General features: G+C 67.1%; 15 protein-coding genes. 14 read left to right on the plus strand and 1 reads right to left on the minus strand.

From position 1 onward, the window contains the following. Window positions 1-42: 42 nt before the first annotated feature. The 4 genes from priA to hisI are packed head-to-tail and all read left to right on the plus strand — an operon-like array spanning window position 43 to window position 2,715. Window positions 43-771 (plus strand): bifunctional 1-(5-phosphoribosyl)-5-((5-phosphoribosylamino)methylideneamino)imidazole-4-carboxamide isomerase/phosphoribosylanthranilate isomerase PriA, encoded by a 729-nt coding sequence (gene priA / locus AU192_RS09780; RefSeq protein ID WP_165593286.1) that lies wholly within the window; start codon window positions 43-45, stop codon window positions 769-771. After that, entirely contained in the window at window positions 771-1,586 is an 816-nt protein-coding gene (locus tag AU192_RS09785) for an inositol monophosphatase family protein (protein ID WP_064395564.1), read from the plus strand. Before priA ends, AU192_RS09785 begins: the two co-directional genes overlap by 1 nt. Continuing rightward, window positions 1,586-2,368 (plus strand): imidazole glycerol phosphate synthase subunit HisF, encoded by a 783-nt coding sequence (gene hisF, locus AU192_RS09790; RefSeq protein ID WP_064395565.1) that lies wholly within the window; start codon window positions 1,586-1,588, stop codon window positions 2,366-2,368. Before AU192_RS09785 ends, hisF begins: the two co-directional genes overlap by 1 nt. Then, window positions 2,365-2,715 (plus strand): phosphoribosyl-AMP cyclohydrolase, encoded by a 351-nt coding sequence (hisI, locus tag AU192_RS09795; protein WP_064395566.1) that lies wholly within the window; start codon window positions 2,365-2,367, stop codon window positions 2,713-2,715. The genes hisF and hisI overlap by 4 nt, the downstream gene beginning before the upstream one ends. 18 nt (window positions 2,716-2,733) lie before the next feature. Here hisI and AU192_RS09800 read toward each other — a convergent pair whose 3' ends face one another. Next, window positions 2,734-3,198, minus strand: coding sequence for a peroxiredoxin (locus tag AU192_RS09800; RefSeq protein ID WP_064395647.1), 465 nt, complete (start codon window positions 3,196-3,198; stop codon window positions 2,734-2,736). A 158-nt stretch (window positions 3,199-3,356) separates the two neighbouring features. Here AU192_RS09800 and AU192_RS09805 point away from each other — a divergent pair, with 158 nt between their 5' ends. The 10 genes from AU192_RS09805 to AU192_RS09850 all read left to right on the plus strand — a co-directional run bounded on the left by AU192_RS09805 (window position 3,357) and on the right by AU192_RS09850 (window position 14,201). Continuing rightward, complete coding sequence (locus AU192_RS09805) at window positions 3,357-4,076, plus strand: phytanoyl-CoA dioxygenase family protein (RefSeq protein WP_064395567.1); 720 nt, start codon at window positions 3,357-3,359, stop codon at window positions 4,074-4,076. Window positions 4,077-4,079: 3 nt separating this feature from the next. Further along, entirely contained in the window at window positions 4,080-5,606 is a 1,527-nt protein-coding gene (locus tag AU192_RS09810; protein WP_064395568.1) for an anthranilate synthase component I, read from the plus strand. Beyond that, window positions 5,603-6,193 (plus strand): TIGR02234 family membrane protein, encoded by a 591-nt coding sequence (locus AU192_RS09815; protein ID WP_064395569.1) that lies wholly within the window; start codon window positions 5,603-5,605, stop codon window positions 6,191-6,193. The genes AU192_RS09810 and AU192_RS09815 overlap by 4 nt, the downstream gene beginning before the upstream one ends. A gap of 77 nt (window positions 6,194-6,270) precedes the next feature. After that, window positions 6,271-7,089 (plus strand): indole-3-glycerol phosphate synthase TrpC, encoded by an 819-nt coding sequence (gene trpC, locus AU192_RS09820; protein WP_064395570.1) that lies wholly within the window; start codon window positions 6,271-6,273, stop codon window positions 7,087-7,089. A 3-nt stretch (window positions 7,090-7,092) separates the two neighbouring features. Then, complete coding sequence (gene trpB / locus AU192_RS09825; protein ID WP_064395571.1) at window positions 7,093-8,352, plus strand: tryptophan synthase subunit beta; 1,260 nt, start codon at window positions 7,093-7,095, stop codon at window positions 8,350-8,352. Next, the gene (gene trpA / locus AU192_RS09830; protein ID WP_064395572.1) at window positions 8,349-9,137 is read left to right on the plus strand and encodes a tryptophan synthase subunit alpha; all 789 of its coding nucleotides are present in this window, start codon (window positions 8,349-8,351) and stop codon (window positions 9,135-9,137) included. The genes trpB and trpA overlap by 4 nt, the downstream gene beginning before the upstream one ends. Next, window positions 9,134-11,692 carry a prolipoprotein diacylglyceryl transferase gene (lgt, locus tag AU192_RS09835; RefSeq protein ID WP_064395573.1) on the plus strand — a complete coding sequence of 853 codons (2,559 nt, stop codon included), beginning with the start codon at window positions 9,134-9,136 and terminating at the stop codon, window positions 11,690-11,692. The genes trpA and lgt overlap by 4 nt, the downstream gene beginning before the upstream one ends. Before the next feature lie 74 nt (window positions 11,693-11,766). Beyond that, entirely contained in the window at window positions 11,767-13,191 is a 1,425-nt protein-coding gene (locus tag AU192_RS09840) for an HNH endonuclease signature motif containing protein (protein ID WP_064395574.1), read from the plus strand. Window positions 13,192-13,387: 196 nt separating this feature from the next. Beyond that, window positions 13,388-13,801, plus strand: a complete 414-nt coding sequence (locus tag AU192_RS09845) for an NINE protein (protein WP_064395648.1) — start codon at window positions 13,388-13,390, stop codon at window positions 13,799-13,801. Further along, a complete protein-coding gene (locus AU192_RS09850) occupies window positions 13,791-14,201 on the plus strand; it encodes a DUF2752 domain-containing protein (protein ID WP_064395575.1) in 411 nt (136 codons plus the stop codon). Before AU192_RS09845 ends, AU192_RS09850 begins: the two co-directional genes overlap by 11 nt. The last annotated feature ends 19 nt before the right edge of the window (window positions 14,202-14,220 follow it).

The raw sequence follows: 14,220 nt of genomic DNA on the forward strand, positions 1-14,220 counted from the left end.
GAGCGCTCGCGCGAAGAGGAGACCACCACGGTGCCGAAACGTTTGATTCTTCTGCCCGCCGTCGATGTGGTCGCGGGCCGCGCTGTGCGTCTGGTGCAGGGCCAGGCCGGCAGTGAGACCGAATACGGCTCCGCGCTGGAGGCCGCGCTGACGTGGCAGCGTGACGGCGCGGAGTGGATTCACCTCGTCGATCTCGACGCCGCGTTCGGCCGGGGCAGCAACCGAGAACTGTTGGCCGAGGTGGTCGGCAAGCTCGACGTGGCGGTCGAGTTGTCCGGTGGCATCCGCGACGACGAGTCACTGTCGGCGGCGCTCGCCACCGGCTGTGCGCGGGTGAACCTCGGCACCGCGGCGCTGGAGAACCCGCAGTGGTGCGCGAAGGTCGTCGCCGAACACGGCGAGAAGGTCGCGGTCGGTCTGGACGTGAAGATCGTCAACGGAGACCACCGCCTCCGCGGGCGCGGATGGGAGACCGACGGCGGAGACCTCTGGGAGGTCCTGGAACGGCTTGACCGAGAAGGGTGTTCGCGCTTCGTCGTCACCGACGTCACCAAGGACGGCACGCTCAAGGGGCCCAACCTCGAACTGCTGTCGCAGGTTACCGACCGCACCGACGCGCCGGTGATCGCGTCCGGGGGCGTGTCGAGCCTCGACGACCTGCAGGCGATCGCCACGCTGACCGACCGAGGAGTCGAAGGGGCGATCGTCGGAAAAGCGTTGTACGCCCGTCGATTCACCCTGCCTGAGGCCCTGGCCGCGGTGGAGCGGTAATGGCCCTGGATGCGGCCGACCTCGACGCTCTGGTCGCCGAGGCCGCGCAGATCCTTGACGATGCAGCCGTCCCGTTCATCGACGGCCACCGCGCAGATTCCGCGGTGCAGAAGAAGGGCGACGACTTCGCCACCGAGGTGGACCTGGCCATCGAACGACAGGTCGTCGAGGCGTTGACCGCCAGAACCGGGATCGAGGTGCACGGCGAGGAATTCGGCGGGGCAGATCTCAAGTCGCCGCTGGTGTGGGTGCTCGATCCGATCGACGGCACCTTCAACTACGCCGCCGGTTCGCCGATGGCGGCGATCCTGTTGGGTCTGGTGCGTGACGGCGAGCCGGTGGCCGGACTCACGTGGGTGCCCTTCACCAAGGAGCGGTTCACCGCCGTGGTCGGAGGGCCTTTGCGCAGCAACGGCGTCGAGTTGCCGACGCTGAACCGGGCAGCGCTGTCCGACTCGATGGTCGGGGTGAGCACGTTCAGCGTCGACTCCCGCGGCAAGGTGCCGGGACGCTACCGACTCGCCGTCATCCAGAGCCTCAGCCGCAAGTGCTCACGCATGCGCATGCACGGGGCCACCGGCATCGACCTGGCTTATACGGCAGCCGCAATCCTCGGCGGCGCAATCAGTTTCGGTGGCCACGTGTGGGACCACGCTGCGGGAGTGGCGTTGATCCGCGCGGTGGGTGGTGTCGTGACCGACCTCGCGGGCAACGAGTGGACGGTGGACTGCCCGTCGGCGCTCGCCGGCGGCCCCGGTGTGCACGAAGAACTGCTCGATCTGCTTCGTTCGGTCGGCGATCCCAAGGACTTCTGATGGACGGCAAGGAGCTGGCCGTGCGGGTCATCCCGTGCCTGGATGTCGACGACGGCCGTGTGGTGAAAGGTGTCAACTTCGCAAACCTGCGTGACGCAGGCGATCCCGTCGAGTTGGCGGCGGCCTACGACGTCGAGGGCGCCGACGAACTGACCTTCCTCGACGTGACGGCGTCTTCCTCAGGGCGGGCGACGATGCTCGAGGTGGTCAAACGCACCGCCGAGCAGGTGTTCATCCCGTTGACGGTCGGCGGCGGGGTGCGCTCGGTGGCCGATGTGGATGTGCTGCTGCGCGCGGGGGCGGACAAGGTCGCGGTCAACACCGCGGCGATCGCCCGCCCCGAGCTCCTTGCCGAACTGTCGCGGCAGTTCGGGTCGCAGTGCATCGTGCTGTCGGTCGACGCCCGCACGGTGCCGCAAAATCAAGAGCCGACGCCGTCGGGGTGGGAGGTCACCACCCACGGCGGGCGCCGGGGGACCGGCTTCGACGCTGTCGAATGGGCAACGCGGGGGGCCGAACTCGGCGTCGGCGAGATCCTGCTGAACTCGATGGACTTCGACGGCACCAAGGCCGGTTTCGATCTGCCGATGATCGAGGCGGTTCGCGGAGCCGTCAACGTGCCGGTGATCGCCAGCGGCGGCGCGGGGGCACCCGAACATTTCGCACCCGCCATCGCCTCGGGGGCGGATGCGGTGCTGGCCGCCAGCGTGTTCCACTTCCGAGAGCTCACCATCGCGCAGGTGAAAGCGGCGATGGCGGCCGAAGGGATAACCGTGCGATGACGCTCGATGCAGACATCGCGTCGCGACTCAAGCGCGACGCCAACGGATTGATCACCGCCGTCGTCCAGGAGCGCGGTACCGGGCAGGTGCTGATGGTGGCCTGGATGGACGATCTCGCGCTGGCCCGCACACTGGAAACCCGCCGCGGGACTTACTATTCGCGCTCTCGGCAACAGCACTGGGTCAAGGGCGAGACGTCGGGCCACACCCAATACGTCCACTCGGTGCGGCTCGACTGCGACGGCGACACGGTGCTGCTGGAGGTCGATCAGGTCGGCGGCGCCTGTCACACGGGCGATCACACCTGCTTCGACGCGGATGTGTTGCTCACACCGGAGAACGGCTGACGAGTTCGACCACCGGTGTCATGCCGACTGGCGCTGGCGCAGCACCTCGAGAGCCTTGTCGGCGTGGCTGTCCATGCTGATCTCCGATGCGATCACGGCCAGGGTCGTGCGGTCGGTGTCGATCACGAAGGTGGTCCGCTTGACAGGCATGAACTTGCCGAGCAGACCCCGCTTCACGCCGAATTGCGTTGCGACGGCGCCGTCGGCATCCGACAGCAGCGGGTAGTCGAACCGCTCCTTGTCGGCGAACCTCGCCTGCTTGTCGACCGCGTCGGTGCTGATTCCGACGCGCTTGGCACCGACGGCGGCGAACTCCGCGGCCAGATCGCGGAAGTGGCAGGCCTCCTTGGTGCATCCCGGAGTCATCGCGGCGGGATAGAAGAACAACACGATCGGGCCGTCGGCGAGCAACTCGCTGAGGCTTCGCACTGTGCCCGTCTGGTCCGGCAATTCGAACTCGGCAACTCGGTCACCCTTTTTCATGGTGGTCACGCTACGCCGCGAGTGATCGCGCGACCGCGCCGCGCGACCACCAGACCGACGTTTTGGCTGGTTTCGGGCAGTCGGATCGACCATTGCGTCTGTTTCGGCCACCGAAAATCGTTGGTGCGGGGCGCGGAAACCGTGAGAACCTCACCTCGATGGTGGATCTCGACGCCTTCTGTACCGACGGCTATCTGAAGATCGACAGGGCCGCTCCGCGCGGCGTCGCCGATGCGGCGCGAACGGCGCTGTGGCAGCAACTCGGTTTGTCGCCGGACGAGCCCGAGAAATGGCTCAAGCCCGTCTACTGGGCCAGCGACATGACGGGCGCGGGTCCGTTCGGCGAACTGGTGCGAAGCCCGAAACTGGCTGCGGCGTTGGACCGCATCTGCGGTCCCGGGGGTTGGTCGCCGCGCGGCGCGCTGGGCAACATCCCCGTGCGTTTCCCGGTATCTCCGGCCGACGACGACCGCGGATGGCACATCGACGCGAACACGCCGCAGGCCGACGGGGCATGGGTGGTCACGGGACGACCGCATACCGTGCTGTTGCTCACCGTGCTGTCTGATGTGGGCCCGGATGACGCTCCGACGCGGATCAGGGCGGGCTCGCACCGCGACGTGGCCCAGGTGCTCGGTGCCGAACCCGTCGCACTCGCCGAGATGGGCCGGCTCGTCGACGACGCGAGCACAGCCCGTCCCGTGGCGTACGCCACAGGTGAGCCCGGCGACATGTACGTGCTGCACCCGTTCACCGTGCACGCCGCCGACGAGCATCGCGGCAAGACACCGCGGTTCATGGCGCAGTCGCCGATCATGCTGACCCGCCCGCTCACGCCCGCGTCGTCGTCGGTACTGGGGTGCGTCTGGGACACTTGACCCGTGCAGACCACGGCCGACCTCGCGATCACCACCTCGCGGGAGGACTTCCGCGCGCTGGCCGCTGAGCATCGCGTGGTGCCGGTGACCCGCAAGGTCCTCGCCGACAGCGAGACCCCGCTGTCGGCGTACCGCAAACTGGCCGCCAACCGGCCGGGAACGTTCCTGCTGGAATCGGCGGAGAACGGCCGTTCGTGGTCGCGCTGGTCGTTCATCGGGGCCGGTGCGCCGTCGGCGCTCACCGTTCGTGACGGTGAGGCCGTGTGGTTGGGCGCGACGCCACAGGACGCGCCGCAGGGCGGTGACCCGCTGCAGGCGCTGCGCGCGACGCTGGAGCTCCTCAAGACCGAGCCGGTGCCGGGCTTGCCGCCGCTGTCGAGCGGGCTCGTCGGCTTCTTCGCCTACGACATGGTCCGGCGCCTGGAGAAGCTTCCCTCGCTGGCCGTCGACGATCTCGGCCTTCCGGACATGCTGCTGCTGTTGGCCACCGACATCGCGGCGGTCGACCACCACGAGGGCACGATCACGCTGATCGCCAACGCGGTCAACTGGAACGGCACAGACGAGCGGGTGGACTGGGCCTACGACGACGCGGTGGCCCGCCTCGACGTGATGACCGCCGCGCTCGGTGAGCACCTGCCGTCGGCGGTCGCGACGTTCAGCCGCCCCGAGCCGTTGCACCGCGCTCAGCGCACGCTCGAGGAGTACGAGGCCATCGTCGAGAAGCTGGTGCGCGACATCGAGGCCGGCGAGGCGTTTCAGGTCGTGCCGTCGCAACGGTTCGAGATGGAAACCGAGGCCGATCCGCTTGACGTGTACCGGATGCTGCGGGTGACCAACCCCAGCCCGTACATGTATCTGCTCAACGTGCCGAATGCCACTGGTGGACCGGACTTCTCGGTCGTCGGCTCCAGCCCGGAGGCGTTGGTGACGGTCAAGGACGGGCGGGCGACCACACATCCGATCGCTGGTACGCGCTGGCGCGGCGCGACCGAAGAGGAGGACCTGTTGCTCGAGAAAGAGCTGCAGGCCGACGAGAAGGAACGCGCCGAGCATCTGATGCTCGTCGATCTGGGCCGCAACGATCTGGGCCGGGTCTGCCGGCCCGGCACCGTACGCGTCGAGGACTACAGCCACATCGAGCGCTACAGCCACGTCATGCACCTGGTGTCGACGGTGACGGGCTTGCTGGCCGACGGCAAGACCGCACTGGACGCGGTGACCGCCTGTTTCCCGGCAGGCACGCTTTCGGGCGCTCCGAAGGTCCGGGCGATGGAGCTGATCGAGGAGGTCGAGAAGACGCGTCGTGGCCTGTACGGCGGGGTGCTGGGATATCTCGACTTCGCGGGCAACGCCGACTTCGCGATCGCCATCCGCACCGCCCTGATGCGCGACGGCACCGCGTACGTGCAGGCGGGCGGTGGAGTCGTCGCGGATTCCAACGGTCCCTACGAGTACACCGAGGCGGCGAACAAGGCCCGCGCTGTGCTCAATGCCATCGCCGCCGCTGAGACGCTGACCGAGCCATGATCAGGGTCGCCCAACTCGGTCTCGTGCTCGCGGCGGCAGGGCTGTGGGTGGCGTCGCGGATGACCTGGGTCGAGGTGACCTCGTTCGACGGCCTCGGCGAGCCGAAGACGGTCGCCCTGTCCGGCAGCACCTGGTCGACCGCCCTGATCCCGCTGGCGGTGCTCCTGCTGGCCGCCGCGGTCGCCGCCTTGGCGGTGCGGGGATGGCCGCTGCGGCTGCTGGCTCTGCTCGTTGCCGCGGCCAGCGCCGGGACCGCGTATCTGGCCATCAGCCTGTGGGTCATTCGGGATGTAGCGGTACGCGCCTCGCACATCGCGGAGGCTCCGGTTGCGGACCTGGTCGGTACCCAGCGGCACTACGCGGGAGCAGTGATCACTGTGGTCGCCGCGGTGGTTGCGCTGGCCTGCGCGGTGCTGCTGATGCGGTCTGCGGCAAGTGAGCGCTCCGGCGCGGCCCGGTACTCGCGACGCGCCCCGCAACCCGATGAACCCGCAGGCGAGATGTCCGAGCGCGCGATCTGGGACGCCCTCGATGCGGGTTCCGATCCGACGCGGGATGCGACGAATCCGGACAACAAGGGCCGGTGATCGGCGGTGTTGTGGTGGCGGCTACCCTTCGTGGTTGAAGATCGTTCGGTGTTTCCGGGGGAAGGGAAGCGGCACTCATGAGTTCGGCGACGGTACTCGACTCGATCATCGAGGGAGTCCGAGCCGACGTCGCCGCCCGCGAGGCGCTCATCCCGCTCGCCGACATCAAAGCCAAGGCCAAGGACGCGCCGCCCCCGCTGGACGTGATGGCCGCGCTGCGCGCCCCGGGGATCGCGGTGATCGCCGAGGTGAAGCGCGCGAGCCCCTCGCGCGGCGAGCTGGCCCCCATCGGGGATCCGGCCGAACTCGCGAGTGCCTACGAAAGCGGTGGTGCGCGCATCATCAGCGTGCTCACCGAACAGCGTCGCTTCAACGGATCGCTCGAGGACCTGGACGCGGTGCGCGCCGCGGTATCAATCCCGGTGTTGCGCAAGGATTTCATCGTTCGGCCCTACCAGATCCACGAGGCGCGCGCCCACGGCGCGGACATGCTGTTGCTCATCGTCGCGGCGTTGGAGCAGCCGGTGCTGGAGTCGTTGCTGGAGCGCACGGAATCGCTGGGCATGACCGCTCTGGTCGAGGTGCACACCGAGGAGGAGGCCGACCGCGCGCTGTCGGCCGGCGCCGCGGTAATCGGCGTCAACGCACGCGATCTCAAGACGTTGAAGGTCGACCGGGATTGCTTCGCGCGGATCGCTCCGGGATTGCCGACCGACGTCATCCGCGTCGCGGAGTCCGGGGTCCGCGGCACCGCTGATCTGCTGGCGTACGCCGGTGCGGGCGCTGACGCTGTGCTCGTCGGCGAGGGCCTGGTCACCAGTGGTGACCCCCGCAGCGCCGTCGCCGATCTGGTCACCGCAGGCACCCATCCGTCGTGCCCGAAACCAGCGCGTTGAGAAGTGGCCGATCTCGCCGGGCCTGAGCTGCCCCGTTCCAGCGCGGCCGTAGCCGAGCCAACCGCTCACGACCCCGACGAGCGTGGCCACTTCGGCGTCTACGGCGGAAGATTCGTCGCCGAGGCGCTGATGGCCGTCATCGAAGAGGTCACCACGGCTTACGAGAAGGCGCGTGGAGACCAGACCTTCCTCGACGAGTTGGATCGGCTGCAGCGGCACTACAGCGGACGTCCCTCGCCGTTGTACGAAGCCGAACGGTTGTCCGAGCACGCCGGCGGTGCGCGGATCTTTCTGAAGCGAGAAGACCTCAACCACACCGGATCCCACAAAATCAACAATGTCCTCGGCCAGGCCCTGTTGGCCAGGCAGATGGGCAAGAACCGGGTGATCGCCGAAACCGGCGCTGGGCAGCACGGCGTGGCGACGGCGACGGCGTGCGCGCTGCTCGGTCTGGAGTGCGTCATCTACATGGGTGCCGTCGACACTGCGCGCCAGGCGTTGAACGTCGCGCGGATGCGTCTTCTGGGTGCGACGGTGGTGTCGGTCGAGGCGGGCTCGAAGACGCTGAAGGACGCGATCAACGAAGCGTTCCGCGACTGGGTGACCAACGCCGACAACACCTATTACTGCTTCGGCACAGCCGCCGGACCGCATCCGTTCCCTACGATGGTGCGCGACTTTCAGCGGGTGATCGGGCTCGAGGCGCGCGCCCAGATCCAGGCTCAGGCGGGCCGGCTGCCCGATGCGGTGACGGCGTGTGTCGGCGGCGGATCGAACGCGATCGGGATCTTCCACGCGTTCATCGACGACCCCAACGTGCGGCTGGTGGGTTATGAAGCCGCCGGTGACGGCGTCGAAACCGGACGGCACGCAGCGACTTTCACCGGGGGATCACCGGGCGCGTTCCAAGGCTCGTTCTCGTACCTGCTGCAGGACGAGGACGGTCAGACCATCGAATCACATTCCATTTCAGCGGGTTTGGACTATCCAGGGGTTGGGCCGGAGCACGCCTTCCTCAAGGACATCGGCCGCGCAGAGTATCGGCCGATCACCGACACCGAGGCAATGGACGCGTTCTCGTTGCTGTGCCGCACGGAGGGGATCATTCCTGCGATCGAGTCGGCGCACGGACTCGCGGGTGCTTTGCAGTTGGGGCAAGAGCTCGGGCCCGGAACAATCGTGCTGGTGAATCTGTCCGGACGTGGCGACAAGGACGTCGAGACTGCGGCGAAGTGGTTCGGCTTGCTGGACGGTGCGCCGTGAGTCGGCTGGCACCGTTGTTCGACACGTGCCGAAATGAGGCGCGCAGCGCGCTGATCGGTTACCTGCCGACCGGATTTCCCGATGTGCCCGGCTCGATCTCGGCGATGACGGCACTGGTCGAAAACGGGTGCGACCTCGTGGAGGTCGGCATCGCGTACTCCGATCCCGGTATGGATGGCCCGACGATCGCGGCCGCCACCGAGGCAGCGCTGCGCGGGGGAGTGCGGGTGCGAGACTCGCTGGCCGCGGTCGAGGCGATCACCAATGCCGGCGGCAGGGCCGTGGTGATGACGTACTGGAACCTCGTGCTGCGGTGGGGCATCGATGCATTCGCTCGAGATCTCGCGTCGGCAGGCGGACTCGGAATGATCACCCCCGACCTGATTCCCGACGAAGCCGACGAATGGCTCGCGGCCTCGGAGACCTACGATTTGGACCGGATCTTCTTGGTGGCGCCGTCGTCCACACCAGAACGGCTGACGATGACGGTGCAGGCATCACGCGGATTCGTCTACGCCGCATCGACGATGGGAGTGACCGGTGCGCGTGACGCAGTGTCGACGGCCGCGCCCGAACTGGTTCGCCGAGTGAAGGCCGTCTCGGATATCCCTGTGGGCGTGGGCCTCGGGGTCCGGTCGGGGGCCCAGGCAGCCGAGATCGGCGCCTACGCCGACGGAGTGATCGTGGGATCGGCGTTGGTGTCGGCGTTGCAGAACGGCGTCGAGGCGGTGGGAACGCTGACAGCCGAACTCGCCGACGGCGTCAGGCGAAGGGTTACTGCGTGACGACGACTGTCTTGGCCGCCATCCCCAGCCCGGCTCAGGGCGTCTGGCAGCTCGGCCCCGTGCCGATCCGGGCGTACGCGGTCTGCATCATCGTCGGCATCGTGGCGGCGCTGATCATCGGTGACCGGCGCTGGGAAGCACGCGGCGGGGAGCGTGGTGTCATCTACGACATCGCTTTGTGGGCCGTACCGTTCGGGCTGATCGGCGGTCGGCTCTACCACGTGGCGACCGACTGGTGGCGCTACTTCGGGGACAACGGTGCCGGGCTGGCCGGCGTATTCCGAATCTGGGACGGCGGTCTCGGAATCTGGGGAGCTGTCGCGTTCGGCGCCGTCGGCGCGTGGATCGCCTGCCGGCGCAGAGGCATTCCGCTGCCGGCGTTCGCCGATGCGGTTGCGCCGGGAGTCATCCTGGCGCAAGGGATCGGCCGCCTCGGCAACTACTTCAACCAGGAGCTCTGGGGCGCCGAAACGACGCTGCCCTGGGCGTTGAAGATCTACGAGCGCCGAGATTCATCCGGCATGATCGACAATCTCAACGGCGTGTCGACCGGTGAAGTGGTCCACCTCGTCCACCCCACTTTTCTCTACGAACTGCTTTGGAATCTGCTGGTTTTCGCGGTTCTCATATACGTCGACCGCCGTTTCAAGTTCGGGCACGGCCGCCTGTTCGCGTTGTATGTCGCTTGCTATTGCGTGGGCCGCTTCTGGATCGAGCTGTTGAGGGTCGACGATGCGACGCTGATCGAGGGCGTCCGGATCAACTCCTTCACGGCGACTTTCGTGTTCATCGGTGCAGTCGTCTACATCATGGCCGCGCCGAAGGGCCGCGAAGATCCCGCAAGCCTGCGGGGCGAGCCACAGCCGGAACGCACGACCGTCGAGGAGCTGACCGAGGAACTGGCCGCTGTGGCCTCGCGGACCGGGGTGGTGGCAGCTGCCAAGGCTGCGGCCGCCGACGAAGACGAGACATCGAAAGCAACCTCGGAAGCGGTGAAGGCCGAATCGCTCACTGCAGATGTTCCGGAGGGCGAGGAGATCCCGGCCGAGGACGTGTCGGCCGAGGAGCTCGGCGCGGACGTGGCAGGTGTGCCGGCGGACGACGTGGAAGAGGCCGAGGAGTTCGCAGCAGAGGGCGACGAGGAATCGGCAGAAGAGCCCGAGACTGAGATCGAGGCGGTCGCAGAAGCCGAAGCTCTCGCTGAAGAAGTGGACGAGACGCCTGCGGAGGAGTTCGCCGAGGCCGGTGAAGCGACCGACACCGGCGGTGTCGGTGCGGTCGAGGGTGAGGAGGCCAGCGACGCGCTGGTCGACGCCGCCGAGGTCCACGAATCTGCGGTCGAGGGCGAGGCAGCGGCCGAGGAACTGGCAGACGAGGCGGCGGCACAGACGACTGTGGTGCCACCGGCGAAAACGCGGCGCAGGCTGCGGTTCTGGTCGAAGCGCGGGCGGAAGGACGTCGCGGAGGAGTCCAGTCGACCTGCCGACGTAAGCAGTGCGGCGGTAGCGGATGCGCCCGCCGATGCGGAATCCGTCGCTGAGGCCGAGGCGCTGGCTGAGGATGTGGACCAGGCGCCGGCGGAGGAGATTCTCGAGGCGGAGGAGTTCGCCGAGGCCGGTGAAGCCGGTGACGCCGGTGGCGTGGGCGCGGTCGAGGGTGAGGAGGCCAGCGACGCGCTGGTCGACGCCGCGGAGGTCCACGAGTCGGCGGTCGAGGGTGAGGTAGCCGCCGAAGAGTTGGCGGACGAGGCCGAGGCTGAAGCGGCTGACAAGGTTGAAGCTGACGAAGCCGACGAAGGGACGGACGAGGCCGAAGCCGAGACCGACGAGGCTGACGCCGACGCAGCCGTCGTTGCTGGTGAACCCGCCGATGCCGGTGGTGTCGGTGCGGTTGAGGGCGAGGAGGCAAGCGACGCGCTCGCAGACGCCGCCGAGGCGCAGGAGTCCGCGGTCGAGGGTGAGGCAGTCGCCGAAGAGCTGGCGGACGAGGCTGAGGCTAAGGCTGAAGCCGACGAGGACGCAGCTGAGGTCGACGAGACCGAAGACCAGGCATCAAACCGGGCTGACGCCGACGAAGTCGACGAAGGGGCGGACGAGGCCGAAGCCGAGTCTGCGACTGATGCCGGTGAACCCGCTGACACCAGTGGCGTCGGTGCGGTCGAAGGTGAGGAAGCCGGCGACGCACTCGCAGACGCTCCTGAGGCACACGAGTCGGCCGTCGAGGCCGAGACTGTTTTGGGCGAGTTGGCAGACGCGGCCGAGGCTGAAGCTGACGAGACCGACGCAACCGGTGAACCCGACGCCAAAGAGTCGGCCGACACGGAAGCGACGGAAGATGTTGCGGTAAACGAAGAATCACCCGACAACAATGCTGATGACGTCAGTAGTGTGGGCGCGGTCGAAGGCGAGGAGGCCAGCGACGCGCTCGTCGACGCTCCTGAGGCGCACGAGGCCGCCGTCGAGGGTAAAACCGCAGCCGAAGAGCTCGCAAGCAAATCCGAGGACTCGGACGGCGGACGAGTGCGTAAGTGGCTGCGCCGCCGCCGGAGAAGTTAGACCTTTCCCAGGGTTTTCCCAGCCCGACCGTCGAATGTGTTGTCCTGTCGGTGGGTCCGAGTAGTGTCGAACTCATGTTCGAGGACGCTTCCAGCGGCGATCTAATCACCCTTATGGGTGAGGAGGCTCGCGAGGAGGCTGCGGCGATGGGGCGCCGACTGGCACTCGTCGCCGAACTCTACGCGCGGCGCGTAACCGAGCATATCGAAGCCAAGATGTTCTTAACCGATGTCGCTGTCGTCGTAGCGGCAGAGATATCGCCGGTTCAGAACATCAGTCATGCCCGCGCGCTCAGCCAAGTACATGCGGCGAACACGTTGCGCGAACGGCTTCCCCGGGTAGCAGAAGTGTTTCGACGCGGGTGGATCGATTACCGGGTGGTGGCCACCATCATGTCTCGCACCGAGAACGTCGAGCCCGACATCATGCCCGCACTCGATGAGGCGTTGGCTGCCAGGGCCGAGAAGTGGATGAAACTGTCTGGTCCCAAACTGATTGACCGCGTGGATATGTTCGTAGCACGCTTCGATCCGGAAGCAGTGCGGGTCCCGCGCCGAGCCGAGGACAATCGCCACATCAACGTCGAGCCGGGATGTCCGGGGATGGCTTGGATCGGGGGCAATCTGCGGGCGACCGATGGTGCGGCACTGGACAACCGACTGAATGCCCTGGCCGCCACGGTGTGCGAAAACGATCCCCGAACCCAGCAGCAGCGCCGCGCCGATGCATGTGGACCGCTGGCTCGCGGGGAATCCACACTGCCCTGTGAATGTGGGCTCGACGACTGCCCCGCGGCCACAGAACGCGCGGCCGCAACGACGGCCATCATCCACTTGCTTGCCGAGCAGGCCACCCTCGAGGGAGGCAGTGACAAGCCCGGTTACCTGAAGGGCTTCGGGGTGCTGCCCGCCGAGTCGATTCGTAAGACGGCCAAGACCGCGCAATTGAAGCCGTTGACCGTGCCCACCAATGCCGATAGCGGGTACCGGCCCAACGTGGCGCTGCGCGACTTCCTGCAGTGGCGAGATCTGACCTGCCGATGGCCGGGCTGCGACAAACCGGTGCACCAGTCCGACGCCGACCACACCACTCCTTGGCCCCAGGGTCCGACGCATCCGTCGAACACCAAGCACTACTGCCGAACTCACCATCTGATCAAGACGTTCTTCTGTGGGCCAGGTGGCTGGACCGATCGACAACTCCCCGACGGCACAATCGAATTGATCGGGCCCACGGGACACGTGTGGCGCAGCGAACCCCATGGCGCAAGCATGTTTCCGGCGCTCGGGCAGTCGACGGGCGAGCTTGAGATTCCCGCCGATGCCGCGCCCGACACGGCCGTTCGAACCTTGATGATGCCCCGACGCAAACAGGCACGCGAAGACGACCGTCGCGATCGCATAAAAGCCGAACGTCGCCAGCGCGCCGAGCTGATTGCCGAAGAAGAACGGCAGCGGCAAGCCTGGCTGGCCGCCAACTACCAACCGCCACCGTTCTGACACGCGCGGCATCGGCACCCGCGAAGTCCTTACGCGGTCGCTCCAGCGAATCAGATTGAGCGACAATCTCTTGACCCTTGTCAGCTACGACCGCGGGCTTCGTCGAGCGTCCGCAAACGTCGGGGCAATGCCGTGAGGCCAGTGCGCACGGAATTCTTGCTGACTGGCACCACCCCTGTCTGGCATGCTGGGTGCCATGACGGAGCCGCAGTTCGGTGGTAGTGAGCATGGCAGCACGCCCCCGCAAGAGCCGAATTACCAGCCGCAATATCCGCCCCCGCCAGGCAGCGAGTACGGGCCGCCGCCGGGGGGTTACCCAGCGGCATACGGCGATCCATTGGCGCCCTACGGCCGTCACCCTATTACGGGCGAACCCTATTCCGACAAGTCCAAACTCATCGCGGGTCTGCTTCAGCTGCTTGGCCTCTTCGGCCTGGTCGGCATCGGCCGCATCTACCTCGGCTACACCGGGCTGGGTGTAGCGCAGTTGGTCGTCGGCCTGATCACATGCGGTATCGGCGCCATTATCTGGGGCATCATCGACGCCATCATGCTGCTCACCGACAAAGTCCGCGATCCTCAGGGGCGCCCGCTGCGCGATGGCACCTAGCGTCGGCACGAGCCGCAAGCGGCTGTACGGCGCACTCGGTGCAGGCGCCGTCCTGACCGGCGCCCTGGCCTACATCGGCATCGCCGATCCGCATCGCCCGGGTTTCATCTTTCCGGCCTGCCCGTTCAAGACACTCACCGGTCTGGACTGTCCCGCCTGTGGTGGTCTGCGCATGACGCACGATCTGCTGCACGGCGATCTCGCTGCGGCCGTGGTGGACAACCTCTATCTGCTCGTCGGCCTTCCCCTTTTGCTGACGTGGCTGCTGGTCCGATGGCGTCAGAGCAAACCGTTGATGAACACCCCGATGATCGTCGTGATTGTCGTCTCAGCCCTGACCTGGACAGTGGTACGCAATCTTTCCGGATTCCCGCTGGTCCCCACGGTTCTCGACGGGTGAGCTCATAGCCGCGCTGTTA

This window comes from Mycobacterium lehmannii, assembly GCF_001499925.1.
GTDB lineage: Bacteria > Actinomycetota > Actinomycetes > Mycobacteriales > Mycobacteriaceae > Mycobacterium > Mycobacterium lehmannii.

Bases quoted from the DNA above. Each gene is read 5' to 3' on its own strand.
- AU192_RS09800 (WP_064395647.1), bottom strand. From the start codon at position 3,198: ATGAAAAAGGGTGACCGAGTTGCCGAGTTCGAATTGCCGGACCAGACG.
- hisF (WP_064395565.1), top strand. From the start codon at position 1,586: ATGGACGGCAAGGAGCTGGCCGTGCGGGTCATCCCGTGCCTGGATGTC.
- AU192_RS09785 (WP_064395564.1), top strand. From the start codon at position 771: ATGGCCCTGGATGCGGCCGACCTCGACGCTCTGGTCGCCGAGGCCGCG.
- AU192_RS09845 (WP_064395648.1), top strand. From the start codon at position 13,388: ATGACGGAGCCGCAGTTCGGTGGTAGTGAGCATGGCAGCACGCCCCCG.
- hisI (WP_064395566.1), top strand. From the start codon at position 2,365: ATGACGCTCGATGCAGACATCGCGTCGCGACTCAAGCGCGACGCCAAC.
- AU192_RS09805 (WP_064395567.1), top strand. From the start codon at position 3,357: ATGGTGGATCTCGACGCCTTCTGTACCGACGGCTATCTGAAGATCGAC.
- AU192_RS09840 (WP_064395574.1), top strand. From the start codon at position 11,767: ATGTTCGAGGACGCTTCCAGCGGCGATCTAATCACCCTTATGGGTGAG.
- AU192_RS09815 (WP_064395569.1), top strand. From the start codon at position 5,603: ATGATCAGGGTCGCCCAACTCGGTCTCGTGCTCGCGGCGGCAGGGCTG.
- AU192_RS09850 (WP_064395575.1), top strand. From the start codon at position 13,791: ATGGCACCTAGCGTCGGCACGAGCCGCAAGCGGCTGTACGGCGCACTC.
- trpC (WP_064395570.1), top strand. From the start codon at position 6,271: ATGAGTTCGGCGACGGTACTCGACTCGATCATCGAGGGAGTCCGAGCC.